This window comes from Nocardia sp. NPDC024068 (assembly GCF_040638875.1).
GTDB lineage: Bacteria > Actinomycetota > Actinomycetes > Mycobacteriales > Mycobacteriaceae > Nocardia.
This window is the reverse complement of record NZ_JBEZYU010000078.1, coordinates 238-17,682: the sequence shown is the minus strand read 5'-3', so window position 1 is coordinate 17,682 and position 17,445 is coordinate 238. Positions and strand designations below refer to the sequence as shown.

Sequence of the window (17,445 nt, the reverse complement as noted above, 5' to 3'; positions counted from 1 at the left end):
GAGCAGGACCAGGAGATCACCGGGCAATTCCCGGAGCGCCGCATTGCTTCGAGCGCTGACAGCCGACGCGGGCCGAACCCTTTCAGGGCCTCGCTGAACTCGGCACAGCGAGGGTGGCCTGATTGTGGGGAGTGGCGCATCCGGATGAGGGCCGGGTGGTCCGGTGGGTGTGGGCGGTGTGGGGGACGCATCGGGCTTGTTCGGGCCACATACCGCCTCGGTGGTGCCGAGTTCAGCGAGGCCCTTGGAGGGTTGCGGGCCGTCCCGTGTTTCAGCCCTCGAAGCGAGGCGCCGCAGGCGCGAGTCTCGAGGGCTGAAACACGGGACACGAGGGGCCCGCAACCCCGCGCGCCGAAGGCGCGCAGAATAAACACCGTGGCTGAGTTGGCGTTGACGGTTCGATTGAATTCCTCTGCCGCCGATGCGCGTCGTGGGGTGATCCGTTTGCATCCCGAAGTGCTCACCGCGCTCGGGTTGCGGGAGTGGGATGGGGTCACCCTGGTCGGGGCGCGGCGGACGGCGGCGGTGGTGGGCCGGGCTCCCGCGGGGACTCCGGCGGGTACCGCGCTGCTCGATGATGTGACCCTGTCGAACGCGGGGTTACGGGAGAACGGGTCCGTCGTGGTGTCCCCGGCCGTGGTGTACGGGGCCCGGCATATCTCGGTGAGCGGGTCGCGGCACGCCACCCAGTCGATTCCGGCCGCGACGCTGCGGCAGGCGTTGCTGGGCAAGGTGGTGACCGTGGGGGATACGGTTTCGCTGCTGCCGCGGGATCTCGGCCCCGATATTCCGTCGTCGGCGGCCAGTCAGGCGTTGTCGCGGGCTTTCGGTATCGCCTGGACTTCGGAGCTGCTCACCGTTGTCGCGACCGAACCCGCGAGCGGGCCGGTGAGTGTGCAACCGAATTCGGCGGTGGAATGGACGGCCGGTGCGACGGGGGCGGTGACCGCCGGGGAGTCGCCCGCGGTGCGGGTGAACGGTGCGAACGCGGCGCGGCAGCCGCTGGTGCCCAGCCATCTGGATACCGTGACCCCCACTGATCTGCCGGGGAACGTCCCGGTGGCGAGTACGCCCGCGACGGAGATCGGGGTGGAGGAGCTGGCGGGGGCGCGGCCGCAGGCCGCCAAGCTTGCCGAGTGGCTGAGTCTGGCATTGGACGAACCGGAGTTGCTGAAGGCACTGGGCGCCGCGCCGCGACTGGGGGCGCTGATCACCGGGCCCGCGGGGGTGGGCAAGGCCACGCTGGCGCGCGCGGTGGCGGCGCCGCGGCGGGTGGTGCAGCTGGACGGGCCGTCGGTGGGTGCCGCGGAGAGCGGGGCGCGGTTGCGTGAGGTCGCCGCGGCGGTGGCGGCGGCGAGTTCGGGGCAGGGCGCGATTCTGCTGGTCACCGATATCGACGCGCTGTTGCCCGAACCGGCCGAGCCGGTGGCCACCTTGATCCTGGACCAGTTGCGCGCGGCGGTCGCCGAGCCGAGTGTGGCGTTGCTGGCGACCACCTCGAATCCGGCCGGTGTCGATCCGCGGTTGCGGGCTCCCGATCTGTGTGACCGGGAGCTCGCGCTGACCCTGCCCACCGCGCCGGTGCGCCGGAACCTGCTGGAGCAGCTGCTGCGCAAGGTCCCCACCGGTGAACTGCGGCTGGACGAGGTGGCCGCGGCGGCACCGGGGTTCGTGGTGGCCGATCTCGCCGCTCTGTGCCGGGAGGCGGCATTGCGCGCGGCGGCGCGGGCCAGCCGCGACGACAGCGAACCGCGGTTGGAGCACGAGGATCTGACCGGTGCGCTCGAGGTGATCCGGCCGCTGTCGCGTTCGGGCAGCGAGGAACTGGCGATCGGCAGTCTCGGGCTCGACGATGTGGGCGATATGGTCGAGACCAAGCAGGCGCTCACCGAGACGGTGCTCTGGCCGCTGCGCCATCCCGACTCCTTCGCCCGCCTGGGTATCGATCCGCCGCGCGGGGTGCTGCTCTACGGGCCGCCCGGCTGCGGAAAGACCTACCTGGTCCGGGCGCTGGCGGGGACCGGCCAGCTCAGTGTGCACTCGGTCAAGGGCGCGGAGCTGATGGACAAATGGGTGGGCTCGTCCGAACGCGCCGTGCGGGAACTGTTCCAGCGGGCCCGGGATTCGGCGCCCTCCCTGATCTTCTTGGACGAGGTGGACGCGCTGGCGCCGCGGCGCGGGCAGAGTTCGGATTCCGGCGTCGGTGACCGGGTGGTCGCGGCGCTGCTCACCGAATTGGACGGCGTGGAACCGTTGCGTGATGTGGTGGTGCTGGGCGCCACCAACCGCCCGGAGTTGATCGATCCGGCGCTGCTGCGCCCGGGCCGGTTGGAGCGTCTGGTTTTCGTGCCGCCACCGGATGCCGACGCCCGGCACGCGATCCTTCGTACGGCGGGCCGGTCGGTGCCGCTGGCGGAATCGGTCGACCTCGCGCGGCTGGCCGCGGATCTGGAGGGCTTCTCGGCGGCCGACTGTGCGGCGCTGTTGCGTGAGGCCGCGCTGGCGGCCATGCGACGCGATGTGATGGCAGCCGATGTCACTGCCGCAGATATCGCCGCCGGGCGGCGGGCGGTACGGCCGTCACTGGACCCCGAGCAGGTCGAAGCATTGCGCCGATACGCCGACGCTCGGCACTGACTCCGGCCGCCCCGCCCGATATGTCTGACCTGCGATGATCGTTGCCCGACGGTAGCCGGATGCGGACCACGGTCCGTTAACCTGTACGATTGTCCCAGATCGTGCTCGCATATGATGAGCGCGCTGTACCCCGCCGCCCCGATTCCCGACGGAGGTAACGCTTGCTCGCCATCCTGCTCGCACACGCTTTGGCCGCGCTCGTCGCGCCGCCCGCCGTGCGAGTGATGGGGCGCAACGCGTTCTATCCGCTCGCGCTCGTCCCCCTCGGTTCCCTCGTCTGGGTCATCGCCCGGTGGAACGACACCGTGCAGCTCCGGATGAGCTGGGCGCCGAGTATCGACCTCTATCTGGACTTCCGGTTCGACTCCCTCGCCACCGTGATGAGCGCGCTGGTCCTGGGGATCGGTGCCCTCGTACTCGCCTACTGCGCACGCTATTTCAGCGACGACGAACCCAAACTCGGCTCCTTCGCCGCCTGGCTGGTCGCGTTCTCCGGCGCGATGTTCGGCCTGGTCACCAGCGATAACATGTTGCTGCTGTTCACGTTCTGGGAAGTGACCACGGTGTTGTCCTTCCTGCTCGTCGGACATAATTCCGACAGCGCCGCGGGACGCCGGGCCGCCCTGCAGGCGCTGCTGGTCACCGGCGCGGGCGGGCTGGCGATGCTGGCCGGGATAGTCATCCTGGGAGAGCGTTACGACAGCTATCTGCTCTCGGATCTGCTGGCCGCCGAGCACCCGCCGGGCGGAATCGCGGTGCAGGTCGCGCTGGTCCTCGTGCTGGTCGGCGCGCTGAGTAAATCGGCCATCGTGCCGCTGCATTTCTGGCTGCCCGGTGCCATGGCCGCACCCACCCCGGTGAGCGCCTATCTGCACGCCGCCGCGATGGTCAAGGCCGGTGTGTATCTCATCGCCCGGATGGCCCCCGCCTTCGCCGGCGAACCGGTCTGGCGACCGCTCGTGCTCACCCTGGGGGTGGCCTCGATGCTGCTGGCCGGGCTACGCGCGATGCAGGTCACCGATCTGAAACTGGTGCTGGCGTTCGGCACGGTGAGCCAGCTCGGCTTCCTGGTGACGATGGTCGGAATCGGTACCCCCGACGCCGCTCTCGCCGGTATCGCGCTGCTGGTGGCGCACGCCCTGTTCAAAGCCTGCCTGTTCCTGGTGGTCGGCATCATCGATCACGGCGCGGGCACCCGCGATATCAACGAACTGTCGGGCCTGGGCAGGCGCGCACCGGTACTTTTCGCGACAGCGGCGCTGGCCGCGCTGAGTATGGCCGGTATCCCACCCCTCTGGGGTTTCGTGGCCAAGGAATCCGCGCTGGGCGCCGTACTCGACGCCGAACCGCTCGGCACCACCGGCCGCCTGCTGCTGTGCGCGGGCGTGGTGCTGGGTTCCGTGCTCACCGTGGCCTACAGCGCCCGCTTCCTGTGGGGCGCCTTCGCCGATAAACCCGGTGTGCGGATCCCCGGCTGGCACCCGCCGGGTGCCGCGCTGATCGGCGCACCGGTCCTGCTGGCGCTGGGATCGCTGGGCGCCGGCCTCGCCGCACCCTGGGTCGACGGACTGCTGGCGCCCTACGCCGCGACGCTGACCGGCGCGCTGACCGCGCATCTACAGCTCTGGCACGGCCTGACCCGGCCGCTGCTGCTCACCGTGGTGATCATCGCCGCCGGCGCGGCCCTGTTCGCGGTGCGCGACCGGTTCGACCACTCGACCACCCTGCTCGGTAACGCCGACCGCGGCTACGACGCCGCCCTGCGCGCCATGGACCGGATCTCACTGCGGATGACCGGTTCCGTACAGCGCGGTTCGCTGCCGCTGAACCAGGCCGCCATCCTCGGGACACTCGTCATCCTGCCCGCGGTCGTGCTGGCCGTCGGCACCCGCACAGGTGTCGAACTGCGGCTCTGGGATTCCCCTTTACAGCTGGTGATCGGCGCGATCATGATCGCCATGGCGCTCGCCGCGACGGTCCTGCGCAACCGCCTGGCCAGTGTGCTGGTGGTAGGCCTCACCGGCTACGGCTGCGGCATCATCTTCGCTCTGCACGGCGCACCCGACCTCGCGCTCACCCAATTCCTGGTCGAAACTCTCACCCTGGTCGTCTTCGTCCTGGTACTGCGGGCCTTCCCGGCCGAGATCGGGCCGGAACAGCAGGCCGGGTTCCAGATCGGCCGGGCGGCGATCGCCATCGCCGCCGGAATCGCGGTCCCGGTGCTGGCGGCCTTCGCCGGCGCGGCCCGCAACACCCAGCCGATCTGGGAACGTATCCCCGACGCCGCCTACGAATTCGGCGGCGGCAAGAACGCGGTGAACGTCCTGCTGGTCGATATCCGCGCCTGGGATACGCTCGGCGAGATATCGGTGCTGGTCGTGGCCGCGACCGGGGTCGCCTCGCTGGTGTTCCGCAGTCGCCGGTTCGGTTTGGCGCCCCGCGCGGCCGACGCCCCGAACTACGCGCCCGGCAAGGTGAGCTGGCTGCCCGCGGGCCGCCTGGTGGATCGCCGGGACCGGTCGATGGTCCTGCAGATCACCACCCGCCTGGTGTTCCCCACCATCATGGTGCTGTCGGTGTATTTCTTCTTCTCCGGCCACAACGCCCCGGGCGGCGGTTTCGCCGGTGGTCTCATCGCCGGGCTGGCCCTGGTGCTGCGCTATCTCGCGGGCGGACAGTACGAATTGGGCGAGGCGCTGCCCGTAGACGCCGGCCGCCTGCTCGGCGCCGGGCTGATCCTCGCGGCCGGTACCGCCACGATGTCACTGCTGCTGGGTGCGCCGCCGCTGTACTCGGTCATCGTGGAGACAACGGTGCCGGTGCTCGGCCACATCAAACTCGTGACCTCCCTGTTCTTCGATCTCGGGGTCTACCTGATCGTGGTGGGCCTGGTCCTGGATGTACTGCGCAGCCTCGGCGCGCGGCTGGACGACGAGCTGGTGCAATCATGAGCGCGAACCTGACCCTGTTGATCGTCGTCGGTGTGCTCATCGCCTGCGGTGTGTATCTGCTGCTGGAGCGGACCGTCTCCAAGATGCTGCTCGGCATCCTGCTGTTCAGCAATGCCGTGAACCTGCTCATCCTCACCATGGGCGGGCCGGACGGGTCGGCACCGATCAAGGGCTCGGCCGATACCGAGCACAGCACGATGGCCGACCCCCTGGCCCAGGCCATGATCCTGACCGCCATCGTGATCACCCTGGGGATCTCGGCGTTCGTGCTGGCCCTGGCTTATCGCTCCTACATCCTGACCACCAGCGAAAAAGTGGAGAACGACCCGGAGGACATCGGGATCGCCGCGCGCGAGCGGGAGGAACCCGAAGAATGAGCCTGTCTCCCGATTTCCTGCCCGCGCTGGCCCCCCTCCCGGTCCTCATCCCCCTGCTGGCCGCCGCCGCGACCCTGATCGTCGGGCGCAGCCCGCGTATCCAGCGCGTCTTGGTGATGGTTGCGCTCACCTCGGTAGTGGTGATCTGCGCCGGCATGCTGTACCTGGCCGATCGTGACGGCACGGTGGCCGTGCAGGTCGGCGGCTGGGAGACGCCGATCGGTATCACCATCGTGGTGGACCGCCTGTCGGCGGCGATGCTGCTGGTATCGGCGATCGTGCTGCTCGCTGTCGCCGTGTACGGCGCCGGCCAGAACATCGGTGACAGCCGGGTCCGCCAGCCCACCTCGATCTTCTGGCCCACCTATCTGGTGCTCAACGCGGGCGTCTCGATGGCCTTCCTGGCCGGCGACCTGTTCAATCTCTTCGTCGGCTTCGAGATGCTGCTGGTCGCCTCCTTCGTCCTGCTGACCCTGGGCGCGACCGCCGAACGGATCCGGGCCGGAGTGTCGTATGTGATGGTGTCAATGGTGTCGTCGCTGATCTTCCTGATCGGCACCGCGGTCATCTACGGCGCGACCGGCACCCTGAACTTCGCTCAGCTCGCGGTGCGGATGGACGGGATTCCCGACGGTATCCGCCAAGCTGTGTACGCGGTGTTGCTGGTCGCGTTCGGGATCAAGGCCGCGGTGTTCCCGCTGTCGAACTGGCTACCCGATTCCTACCCCACCGCTCCGGCCCCGGTCACCGCCGTTTTCGCCGGCCTGCTCACGAAGGTCGGCGTCTACGCCATCGTCCGCACCCAGACCCTGCTGTTCCCGGACGGCGGTTTCGACAACCTGCTCCTGATCACGGGCCTGCTCACCATGCTGATCGGTATCTTCGGCGCGATCGCGCAGAACGATATCCGCCGATTGCTGTCGTTCACCCTGGTCAGCCATATCGGCTACATGATGTTCGGCGTCGGGATAGCCAGCCGGATCGGTCTCGCCGGCACCGTGTTCTACATCGCCCATCACATCCTGGTGCAAACCGCGCTCTTCCTCGTCGCGGGGTTGATAGAACGCCAGGCCGGATCGACCTCGCTGCGCCGGGTCGGCGGGCTCGCCGCGGCCAGTCCACTGCTGGCCGGACTGTTCCTGATACCGGCGCTGAATCTCGGCGGGATCCCGCCGTTCTCCGGTTTCATCGGCAAGGTGGCGCTGCTGCAGGCCGGCGCCCAGGACGGCAGCGCCGTGGCCTGGATTCTGGTGGGTGGATCGGTGGTGACCAGCCTGCTCACCCTGTATGTAATGGCGCGGGTCTGGAGCAAGGCCTTCTGGCGGCCGCGCGAACAGGCGCCGGAAGGACATCTGGTCGCGGCGACCCTCCCGTCGCTGGTCGAGGACAACACCGACATGCTCTACGACGAGCGGACCGATCCGGGCCGGCTACCGGTGATGATGGTGTTGCCGACCGCGGCACTGGTCGCGGTCGGTGTGGCGCTCACGGTATGGGCCGGGCCGGTACTGGGTATCGCCGACCGGGCCGCGGTGGAACTGCAGAATCGCGGCGTCTACATCGGCGCGGTGCTCGGCGGGGGTACGAAATGACGCGCTGGATAGCTCTGACCCGCGACAACATCCTGCGCGCGGGGGTGCTGGTCTGGCTCACGGCGGTCTGGGTGGCGCTGTGGGGGCAGATCAGCCCCGCCAACGTGCTGGCGGGTTTCATGGTCGGCCTGGTGATCATGGTGACCCTCCCGCTGCCCCGGATCCCGGTCCGCGGCCGGCTGCGGCTGCTGCCGCTCATCCGGCTCGTGGCCGCCAGCGTGTACTACGCGCTCGAATCCAGCCTGCAGCTCGCCTGGTTCGCGTTGCGCCCCGGACCACCGCCGGTTTCGGGTGTGCTGCGGGTGCGTTTCGCGTTCCGATCGGACCTGGTGCTGGTGCTGTGCACCAATCTGCTGAACCTGATCCCGGGCACCATGGTGCTGGAGATCGATCGCCAGCAGTGCGTGGTCTATGTGCATGTCATCGATATCGGCAGCGAGAAGGCGGTGGCCAGTTTCTACCGGACGATCCGCCATATCGAACGGTTGCTGATCGCCGGGCTGGAGAACCGCGCCACCCCGCTTCCCCCGCCGGACACCCCCGAGGAGGTGCGCTCGTGAACGTCGTCGCAATTGTGGCCGCGGTGCTGCTCAGCGCTGCCGCGCTGATCACCGCCTACCGGATCCTGGCCGGACCCGACACCCTCGACCGGGTCGTGGGGATCGACTCGATCATCGCGATGGCGATCTGCGGGCTCGCGGTGTGGGCGGCCTACAGCCGGGACACCACGGTGGTACCCGCCATCGTCGCGCTCTCGCTGGTGGGCTTCCTGGGGTCGGCCGCCGTCACCCGCTACCGGGTACGGGACGACCGATGACGACCGTACTGAACTGGATCTCCGGCACCCTCATCATCCTCGGCGCCCTGTTCGCGCTGACCGCGGCGATCGGCATCGTCCGCTTCCCGGACACCCTGCTGCGTATGCACTCCGCGACCAAGCCACAGGTCATCGGGCTGACCCTGGTGCTGACGGGCACCTGTTTACGGGTCTACGAAGATCCGAACGTCTGGATGCTGGTGATGGTCGGGCTGTTCACCCTGCTCACCGCGCCGGTGATCGCCCACCTGATCGGCCGCACCGCCTATCGCGAGGAGTTGCACCGCAAGGATCTGCTGATCGTGAACGAGCTGGAGGCCGATCTCGAAAAGGAGCAGCGGCAGTCGTAACCGGTGGCTCTCAGCGGGTATCGGCGCCCGCCGCAGTGGTACCGGCCTGCCCACCGGAGATCAGGCCGCCGGACCCTCTCCCATCGGAGCCGGGACGTGGACAGGCGTGGCAGCGTCCCGCACCGGCACCGCGAGCCGACCGGAGGCCGCGACGCCCGGTGCCGCGAACGACCCCGCGACAGCGGAGTCGGCGGTCACCGAACCCGGCAACCGGCCGGCGAAACCGGACGCCGCCGGCCCGGCGACCCCACGCCGGCGCGCGAACCACGTCGCGTGGAATCCGGCCGCCATCGCGGCCAGCAGCGAGAGCACCACCGAACCCGCCACGATCGGATGGTCGGCCATCTGCACGGCGAGGAACCGGTAACCCAGCAGCAGCGCCACCAGCACCGCCACCCCGCCCGCGACCAGGCGGATCCGGAACCGGCCCCAGCCGCGTTCGGGTTCGCGCAGCGCGGACTCGACCGTCAGGCACAGCACCGCACCCGCGACCAGGTCCACGCCGTAGTGGTAGCCGAAGCCCAGAGTCGCCGCCAGGGTGCACAGCAGCCAGAAGGTCCCGCCCCAGCGCAGCCAGGTGGGCGCGAGCGATCCGTCCGGATTACGCCGGGTGTGCAGGAAAAGCGCCAGCGCCCACGCCGTATGCATGGACGGCATACAGTTGCGCGGCGCCACCGCGTCGAACGTCATCGCCTCCGGGCTGCGGTCCAGCGAGGGGACCATCCCGGGCCAGTAGTTGCCCATCTGGAAGCCGTTACCGTCGGCGCCGTAGGCGAACATCGGCCCGACCACCGGGAACAGGATGTACACCAGCGGGCCGACCAGTCCGAGGACCAGGAACGTGCGCACGAGATAGTGGGCGGGCCACCGGCCACCACCGGCCACCGAGCGCAACTGCCAGACCGCGACCAGGATCGCCGCGGCCGGCAGTTCGATGTACACCCAGTGCAGCACCGCGTCGGGCACCGGCCCCAGCGTCTCCAGTACCCGGCCCATCACCCAGGACGGGTCGCCGAGCGCGTGATCGGCCAGCATCACGTACTGGTCCAGCACCTCGGGGCGCAGGTCGATGGTGATGTGCAGCCAGACATCGCCGACCTTGGTGGCCAGGATGAGCAGCGCCCCCAGCGCCGCCGCCCGCAGCGCGTTACGCCGCCGCGGCCCCTCCCAGCGCAACCACGCCACCAGCACCAGCCCGGTGAGTACCAGGACCGGACCGTTCCCGACGGTGAACGGCTCCCCCATCAGCAGGCGGACACCGGCGTACCCGATATCGATCGCCACCGCGGACGCGAACGCGACCACCCGGTGGCGGCCGGAGAGGCCGACGAGCGCCAGCACCAGCCCCGCCCAGGGCACGGTCATGGACTTGGGAGTGCCCAGGTAATCCCGGAACAGACTCTCCAGCGGACCCTCGTACCCGCGCCATATCGCCACCGCCTGCAAGGCGGTCAACAGGGCCGGTACCGCGAGGACAGCGAATACCCGAAACCCCCGTTGCGGCGCGGATCGGCGCGCCGCGGCTCCAGCTCCCATATTCGGGTTTTCGACTAGCACCCGCTCATCGTAAACGGCACGTGAACGGCAGGCCCACGGCCTGTTGAACAGCAGCGGGCCGGACGGGTCTATCCGTCCAGTTCACGCACCAGCGAGTCGACCACCGCCACCAGATCCCCCTGCGCCGCCGCGGCGACCTTGCGCTGCCGCTGATAGTTGGCGCCGCGCTGCGGGATATCGGCCACCGCGGCGAGTTCGTCCGCGCAACCCAGCCGCCGCGCGGTCGGCTCGAGCCGTTCCAGCAGTTCCGCGAGATCCTCGGTGACCAGCCGTTCCCGGTTGTCCGCGTCGACGATCACGATGGCGTCCAGACCGTAGCGCGCGGCCCGCCATTTGTTCTCCTGCACATGCCACGGCGGCAGGGTCGGCAGATCCTCGCCCTTCTCCACCCGTTCGTCCAGGTGCACGATCAGACAGTGGATGAAGGCCGCCAGCGCGGCCAGTTCGGCGCGGCTGGAGATCCCGTCGCAGATCCGGACCTCGATGGTTCCCCATTTCGGGGCCGGCCGGATATCCCAGTGCATCCCGCCGAGCTGCTCGAACACACCAGTTTTCATCTCGTCGTGCACGTAACGCTCGAACTGGCCCCAGTTCTCGAACTGGAACGGCAGCCCCGCGGTCGGCAACTGCTGGAACATCAGCGCCCGGTTACTCGCGTACCCGGTATCCGATCCCGACCACATCGGCGAGGACGCCGACAGCGCCAGCAGATGCGGATACGACAGCAGCAGCGAGTTCAGGATCGGAAAGACCTTCTCCCGGTGCGAAACCCCGACGTGCACATGCACGCCCCAGATCAGCATCTGCCGGCCCCACCACTGGGTGCGTTCGATCAGCTCGTCGTAATGTTCGGTGCGGGTGAGCTGTTGGGTCGACCACTGTGCGAACGGATGGGTACCCGCGCAGAAAAGATCCACCCCGAGCCCGTTCGCGGCCCGCCGCACCGTATCCATGGTGCCGGACAGATCCTGCACCGCCGCACCGACGGTCTCGTGCACGCCGGTGACCAGTTCCACCGTGTTGCGCAGCAGTTCCTTACTCACCTGCGGGGTGCCGTCGTGAGCGCGCAACTCACCTACGGCATCGAATACCGCGGCGGCGGTATTGGACAGATCACGGCTCGTCTTGTCGACGAGCGCGATCTCCCATTCGATCCCGATGGTCGGCCTGGGCGACACACGGAAAGGAACCGGCTCGATCCGTGCCCCACCCATATCGCCTCCGTAGCGTGTCGACTGCTACCCGATGACGCCGCACGCGACGCGTCCGCCCGCGTCCCCGGTGCTCATCGTGTTCTGATCCGGGCCGGCGCCACCTTCACGGGTGTAGCGCTCCGGGATATTGGCGAAGTTGTCCGCACCGGCGTGGATGATCAGCGCCTTGCCCTGGATATCGGTCATGGTGACGGTATCGGTGGTGGTCACCAGGTGGCCGTGACCGTCCTCACGGACCTGCAGCGAGGTGAGATCGCCGCTGGCCGGATGTCCGGTGGCGCCGCCGACCTGCAGATGTCCGCCCGCGGAGAGGAAATCACCGGGTGCGCCACCGGCGGGCGGCGCCGAATTCGCCTCACACTTGCCGTCCTGGTGGATATGCAGGCCGTGGAAGCCCGGGGTCAGCCCGGTGGCGTCGACGGTGACCTTGAGGTGGTTACCGTCGACGGTGAAGTTCGCGGTGCCGGCCGAGGCGCCGCTGGGCGTCTTCAACTCGACCTCGGTACCCGAACCGGCCGGAGTGCCCTGTTCCTCGGCGTGCTCGCCGTGCTCGCCTTCGCCCGCGGGTGCCGGCGAGGAGGTCCATACCGGCGGCGTCGTTCCGGTCACGTCGCTGGATTCCTGGCTGTTCGTGCAGGCAACGAGGCCGAAAGCCGCGACAGCCAGCACCGGGGTCACGGTCCGCCAGGACGGGCGACGAGATGTGGACGGTGCCATCGAGGAACTCCTTTACGAGTACCGAGTTTACGGGTCGATCGTTTCGACAACGATCATTCGACGCAGATGATGATGCCACGCCACCCGCATCCGTCCGGGACAGCCCCGACCTCCGGCCGCCCGGATCACCGCCCGGTCACCACGACGACCACCCCGGAACCGTCACCCACCCCCGGCACCATGGGCGCGGCGGTGGCCCCGATATCCGCGGCGACCGCGGCGGCGGTCTCCTGATCACCGGGGGCGGTGCCGAAGTAGACGGTGGTGGCGGTCAAGGTGGCGGCGGCGTAGTTACCGGTCGAGGTGTTGGTCCAGCCCTTCGCCGCGAGTTCGTTCGCGGTGGTGGCCGCCAGCCCGGCGACCAGACTGTTGTTGAGCACTCGTACCGGGGCGGCCCGGTCCACCTCGCCCGCGGCGGCCGGGGTGCCGGTCGCGACCGCGCTGGTGGTGGTTCCCGCCGCTGCTGTCGTCGGAATCGCGGCGTTCGCGGTGGTCCGCGGCGCGGCCGGCGCGGTGGTCGTCGAGTCCGCGCCCGCGCTTTCGGCGGACTCCGAATCGGCGCTCGACAGCGACATCGCGCCCAGACCGGCGAAAACGATCGACAGGGCGATCAGAACCATTGCCGTCGCACGCAGCGGCGGCCCACCGGAGCCAGGATTCGAATTGCTCACGGCCCGAGCCTAGCGCTGTGTCCGATTGCGCGCCTGCGGCGCGCGGGGGTGAGGCCCTGACATCCCGGTTCTTCACTCCCGCCGGTCGGTCGCTGCGCTCCCTATACGTCGAAGCCGAGGCGGCGGGCGGCGCGGGACTTCTGGCGGCTGGCGCGCAGGCGGCGGAGGCGTTTCACCAGCATGGGATCGACCGCCAGAGCTTCGGGGCGGTCGATGAGGGTATTGAGCACCTGGTAGTAGCGAGTGGGCGAAAGCGCGAACAATTCGCGGATCGCTTCCTCTTTGGCGCCCGCGTATTTCCACCACTGTCGTTCGAAGGCCAGGATCTCGTGTTCGCGGCGGCTGAGGCCGCTGTCCGGATCGTGGGCCGATTCGACCGTATTCGCTGTATTGGCCGGAGGACTGGCCTGGATTGCGGAAAGATCCCGCGCTGCTGCGCCGTCCATCTTGCTCCTCGCCGAGTTACCACCGGACGCGATCACGTTTCGGAACCGATCACGTCACCGTGTTACTGCCTTGCGATATTCAACCACGCCGCGCTGGTTACCGCTGCCGCACGCATCCGGGCGTGTCCGGTACGGATGTACCAGAATTACCCGTGGCTTTCACCCGTTCCGCGCGACCCCCGCCGGCACTAGTTCAGAACAGGCCCTTTTCGTAGCCCGGGAGACACACCAATAAGCTCGTATCCATGTCAATCCTGCCCATCGTGATCGTCGGCGATCCCGTACTGCACCGACCCACCGAGCCGGTCACCGAAGCACCGGCCGAGCTGGCCGGGCTGGTCGCGGACATGTACGAGACACTGGACGCCGCCAACGGGGTGGGCCTGGCCGCCAATCAGGTCGGAGTGTCCAAGCGGCTCTTCGTCTACGACTGCCCCGACCGGGAGGACGACGGCACGGTGACCCGGCGGCGCGGCGCCGTGATCAATCCCGTCCTGGAGACCTCGCAGATCCCGGAGACGATGCCCGATCCCGATGACGACGACGAGGGCTGCCTGTCGGTGCCCGGTGAGCAGTTCCCCACCGCGCGCGCGGACTGGGCCAAGGTCACCGGGACCGATGAGCACGGCGAGCCCGTCACGATCGAGGGCACCGGTTTCTTCGCACGGATGCTGCAGCACGAGGTCGGCCACCTCGACGGCCATCTCTACATCGATGTACTGGTCGGCCGGTACGCGCGGGCGGCGAAGAAATCGGTCAAACGCAACGGCTGGGGCACCCCGGGGCAGAGCTGGGTGCCCGGTATCGATCCGGATCCCTTCGGACATGACGACTGAACCGCCGGAACCCGAGAACAGCGCCGCCGCAGCGAATATCCCGGTCGGCGAGCGGGTCGTGGTCCGCTACCGCCTGCCCGACGGCAGCGATCCGCCGCTCACCGATGTGATCGGCGAGGTGGTGTCGACGAACCCGCTGACCGTCCTGGCCGCCGACGGGCACCCCGTGCTCATCCCGGCCGGCCGCGTGGTCGCCTTGAAATCGCTGGCGCCCAGGCCTATTCGCACTTCCGAGATCCGCGCGCTGGAAACCGCCGCCGCGCACGGCTGGCCGGGCACCGAATACGCCTGGATGGACGGCTGGATGCTGCGCGCGGGGCACGGCTACACCCGCCGCGCCAATTCCGCGGTACCCATCGGCGATTCGAGCGGCCCGGCGCGGATGGGCCCGGACACTCTGCGCCGCATGGGCGCCTGGTATGCCGCGAAGGGTCTCCCCCTGCAGCTCGCCCTCCCCGACCGGCTGGCCACCGTGCCCCCCGGCTGGAACAGCTGGGGCGAAACCCGCGTACTCGGCATCGATATCGAGAATTTCGTGCTGCCGCAGGGCCCGTCCATGGTGCGGGTCGCCCCCGAACCCGATATCGCCTGGCTGGAGATCCACCGCTACCGCGGCGACGAACCCAGCGGGCACAGCGCCACCGTCCCGCTGCCCGAAGTACTGTCCGCGGTCCACGACGGGAAGCTGGGATTCGCTTCCCTCGGGCTGCCCGGCCCCATCGCCATCGCCCGCGGCGCCCTCACCGCCGCCCCGGACGGACGCCGCTGGGTCGGCCTGACCTGTGTGGCGGTCCTCGCGGCCCACCGCAGACACGGCCTCGCGGCGCTGGTCTGTGGCGAACTGCTGCGCTGGGGCCGCGACCGCGGCGCAACACACGCATACGTGCAGGTCGAGGCGGGAAACGTCGATGCGTTGGAGCTCTTCGGCGAATTGGGCTTCGTAGACCATCACAGTTACCGCTACGCGGTCCCCGGGGTGCACTGACCGACGGCGTGCACCCACCAACGGCGTGCACCCACCGACGGCGTGCACCCACCGACGGCGTGCACCCACCGACGGGGTGTAGCGGCCTTTGAGCACTTACATGATCGCGGAACCTACTCAGGTGATCATGGTGTGAGTAAGGTGGCGGCCCCGGTGCCGTCCCGGCGGCCCCGGTGCCTTCCGGCGGCAGCAGTGCGTCCCGGCGGCCCCGGTCCCGTCCCGGCGGCCCCGGTGCCTTCCGGCGGCAGCAGTGCGTCCCGGCGGCCCCGGTCCCGTTCCGGTGGCCGCGGCCCCGCGTGGTGGTTGGTGCCCGCCCACCACATGACCTCGGTCCGGCCGGGCTCGCGATTTCTTTTCGTCGCGCGCCCCGAACTATCCCCCTTGTGCATCGCTTTTGCATCGCTTAGCGAGTAGCGTGGAGTCCACAGACGGAGATTTCAGGCTCGGCCGACCGTCTCCCACGCAGGAGCCGTCGGCACCGCGATCGAGAACGAGGAGACCGTCATGTCCCATCCCATTGCCGCACGCTCACTCGGATTGCTGGTGGGCGTAGGCGCGGCGTCGCTGTGGGCCTTCGTCGGGGGGCCCACAGCGAACGCCGCACCAGCTGCCGCCTGCCCCGCCCCCGGCTCCGCCGCCGTACAGACCGGTGCCCCCGGCGCGTCCTGCGCCGCGGACAGCGATACGGGTGGTGCGGCCGCGGCCTACGGCCTCGACGGCGACGCCGCCGCCCAGGCCGCACCCACGAGCCTCTCGCTGGCCATCGCCGCCAACGGCGGAAATGCCACCTCGACCTCGCAGTTCCTCTCCGGTCCGGCCGCGATCGCGGTGGGCCCCGGCGCCGCCGCCGACACCATCGGGGTGCGTCCGGGGCTGTCCATCGGGATCGCCGGGCCCGGCGCGACGGTGACCGTCACCGGCACCTCGGCACCCACCTGCACCGGTGGCCCCGGGTTCGCCGGGGACTTCCAGACCCTGCAGGGGTGCGTATCCATGCGCTGACCGCGGATTCTCCACCACGGAGTCATTCCAGTCGGCACGACGAGGTCCGGACCGGGTTCCCCGGGACGGCGAAAGGGGCCGGAGAGTGACCGGGGCAGGTGTGGGAGTCGACGCGGAGGCCGGGCGGACCGTGAGTGCGGTGGCTCGATCCCTGGGCATTCCGGTCGCGACGCTGCGGAGCTGGAATCAACGCTACGGGCTGGGCCCCGCCCCGCGGCGCCCCGGACAGCACCGCCAGTACACCGCCGGCGATATCGCGGCGCTGCGCCGGATGGTGGAACTGGTGCGGGCGGGTGCGACCCCGGTGAGCGCGGCCGAAGCAGCTCGCGCGGCCGCGGACCCCGCCCCGCTCCTCGGCGATCTGTCTGCGGTCCTCGGGGCGGCCGGGCGGCTCGACTACCCGGAGCTGCTCTCGCTGATCACCGCGCATGTCGCCCACCTCGGGGTAGTGACCACGTGGAACGGATTGTGCCGCCCCGTTTTCGCCGATCTGGTAGCCCGCCAGGAAAAGGGTCACGGACTCATCGATGTGGAGCACGTCTTCTCCGCGGCGATCACCACCGCGCTGCACCGCACGGTGCCGCCGGTCCGGAACACCCGTGGCGGCGCCCCGGTGCTCCTCGCCTGCACCGCCGGCGAGACACACGTCCTGCCCCTGGAAGTACTGCGCGCCGCGCTGGCCGAGCACGCGATTCCCGCGTTACTGCTCGGCGCCGCGGTCCCCGCCACCGCTCTGGCCGAGGCGATGACCGCGCAACCCCGCGACCCGATCGTCGTGCTGTGGTCCCAGACCCGGGGCACCGCGGCCGAATCCGTCCCCGCCCAGACCCGCGCATCGGCACTGCTACTACTGGCCGGACCCGGCTGGACCGATGCCCCCCACCCCGCCGGGACCCGGGTGCACACGCTCGAAGCCGCGCTGCACCGAATCGGTGGGGCCGTGCGCGCCACGCGCGCACCGGGCCGGCGGAAGCCGCCCGGACCGCCGAAATCAGGGGGAACTGGGTAGCTGTCTTCGAGTCAAAAACGATGCGGTGGGCGCCTGGCATCCACAGCTCGCGGCCTTTGAGCACTTCCAGGGGGGTGGAAGCTACTCAGGTGTTTGAGGGGGTTTGTTCGTGAAGGTTGGGGGGTGGCCTTGCCTGCCAAGGCGAGAAGGTGACCTCACCCGCCAAAGCGAGACAGGCGACCCCACCCGCCAAAGCGAGACAGGCGACCCCACCCGCCAAAGCGAGACAGGCGACCCCACCCGCCAAAGCGAGACAGGCGACCCCACCCGCCAAAGCGAGTACG

16 protein-coding genes are annotated in these 17,445 nt (G+C 69.5%); 11 read left to right on the top strand and 5 right to left on the bottom strand.

Annotated elements, in window-relative coordinates; genetic code table 11:
* Positions 1–375: 375 nt before the first annotated feature.
* The 7 genes from AB0F41_RS29535 to mnhG all read left to right on the top strand — a co-directional run bounded on the left by AB0F41_RS29535 (position 376) and on the right by mnhG (position 8,724).
* Positions 376–2,637: an AAA family ATPase gene (locus tag AB0F41_RS29535; RefSeq protein WP_357429499.1), complete on the top strand. Its 2,262-nt coding sequence runs from the start codon at positions 376–378 to the stop codon at positions 2,635–2,637.
* Between the two features lie 161 nt (positions 2,638–2,798).
* On the top strand, positions 2,799–5,588 hold the full coding sequence (locus tag AB0F41_RS29530) for a Na+/H+ antiporter subunit A (protein WP_357429497.1): 2,790 nt from the start codon (positions 2,799–2,801) through the stop codon (positions 5,586–5,588).
* The gene (locus tag AB0F41_RS29525) at positions 5,585–5,965 is read left to right on the top strand and encodes a Na(+)/H(+) antiporter subunit C (RefSeq protein WP_357429495.1); all 381 of its coding nucleotides are present in this window, start codon (positions 5,585–5,587) and stop codon (positions 5,963–5,965) included. Before AB0F41_RS29530 ends, AB0F41_RS29525 begins: the two co-directional genes overlap by 4 nt.
* A complete protein-coding gene (locus AB0F41_RS29520) occupies positions 5,962–7,557 on the top strand; it encodes a Na+/H+ antiporter subunit D (protein ID WP_357429493.1) in 1,596 nt (531 codons plus the stop codon). The genes AB0F41_RS29525 and AB0F41_RS29520 overlap by 4 nt, the downstream gene beginning before the upstream one ends.
* A gap of 14 nt (positions 7,558–7,571) precedes the next feature.
* A complete protein-coding gene (locus tag AB0F41_RS29515; protein ID WP_357429505.1) occupies positions 7,572–8,117 on the top strand; it encodes a Na+/H+ antiporter subunit E in 546 nt (181 codons plus the stop codon).
* Positions 8,114–8,374, top strand: a complete 261-nt coding sequence (locus AB0F41_RS29510; RefSeq protein WP_357429491.1) for a monovalent cation/H+ antiporter complex subunit F — start codon at positions 8,114–8,116, stop codon at positions 8,372–8,374. The genes AB0F41_RS29515 and AB0F41_RS29510 overlap by 4 nt, the downstream gene beginning before the upstream one ends.
* Positions 8,371–8,724 (top strand): monovalent cation/H(+) antiporter subunit G, encoded by a 354-nt coding sequence (gene mnhG, locus AB0F41_RS29505; RefSeq protein WP_357429489.1) that lies wholly within the window; start codon positions 8,371–8,373, stop codon positions 8,722–8,724. The genes AB0F41_RS29510 and mnhG overlap by 4 nt, the downstream gene beginning before the upstream one ends.
* Before the next feature lie 60 nt (positions 8,725–8,784).
* On the opposite strand, the gene AB0F41_RS29500 is transcribed toward mnhG, so the two are convergent.
* The 5 genes from AB0F41_RS29500 to AB0F41_RS29480 form a co-directional block, all read right to left on the bottom strand.
* Entirely contained in the window at positions 8,785–10,260 is a 1,476-nt protein-coding gene (locus tag AB0F41_RS29500) for a DUF5933 domain-containing protein (protein ID WP_357429503.1), read from the bottom strand.
* 89 nt (positions 10,261–10,349) lie between these two features.
* A complete protein-coding gene (locus tag AB0F41_RS29495) occupies positions 10,350–11,495 on the bottom strand; it encodes a glutamate--cysteine ligase (RefSeq protein ID WP_357429488.1) in 1,146 nt (381 codons plus the stop codon).
* Positions 11,496–11,519: 24 nt separating this feature from the next.
* Positions 11,520–12,212, bottom strand: coding sequence for a superoxide dismutase family protein (locus AB0F41_RS29490; RefSeq protein WP_357429486.1), 693 nt, complete (start codon positions 12,210–12,212; stop codon positions 11,520–11,522).
* A 125-nt stretch (positions 12,213–12,337) separates the two neighbouring features.
* Entirely contained in the window at positions 12,338–12,883 is a 546-nt protein-coding gene (locus AB0F41_RS29485) for a LytR C-terminal domain-containing protein (protein WP_357429484.1), read from the bottom strand.
* Positions 12,884–12,984: 101 nt separating this feature from the next.
* On the bottom strand, positions 12,985–13,329 hold the full coding sequence (locus AB0F41_RS29480; RefSeq protein WP_357429501.1) for a DUF3263 domain-containing protein: 345 nt from the start codon (positions 13,327–13,329) through the stop codon (positions 12,985–12,987).
* 245 nt (positions 13,330–13,574) lie between these two features.
* Between AB0F41_RS29480 and AB0F41_RS29475 the strand changes: the two genes are divergently transcribed.
* The 4 genes from AB0F41_RS29475 (at position 13,575) to AB0F41_RS29460 (ending at position 17,161) form a co-directional block, all read left to right on the top strand.
* Positions 13,575–14,165, top strand: coding sequence for a peptide deformylase (locus tag AB0F41_RS29475; protein ID WP_357429482.1), 591 nt, complete (start codon positions 13,575–13,577; stop codon positions 14,163–14,165).
* A complete protein-coding gene (locus AB0F41_RS29470) occupies positions 14,155–15,150 on the top strand; it encodes a GNAT family N-acetyltransferase (RefSeq protein ID WP_357429480.1) in 996 nt (331 codons plus the stop codon). Before AB0F41_RS29475 ends, AB0F41_RS29470 begins: the two co-directional genes overlap by 11 nt.
* A 504-nt stretch (positions 15,151–15,654) precedes the next feature.
* Positions 15,655–16,152 (top strand): DUF6764 family protein, encoded by a 498-nt coding sequence (locus tag AB0F41_RS29465; RefSeq protein WP_357429478.1) that lies wholly within the window; start codon positions 15,655–15,657, stop codon positions 16,150–16,152.
* 85 nt (positions 16,153–16,237) lie between these two features.
* The gene (locus AB0F41_RS29460) at positions 16,238–17,161 is read left to right on the top strand and encodes a MerR family transcriptional regulator (protein ID WP_357429476.1); all 924 of its coding nucleotides are present in this window, start codon (positions 16,238–16,240) and stop codon (positions 17,159–17,161) included.
* Positions 17,162–17,445 lie beyond the last annotated feature (284 nt).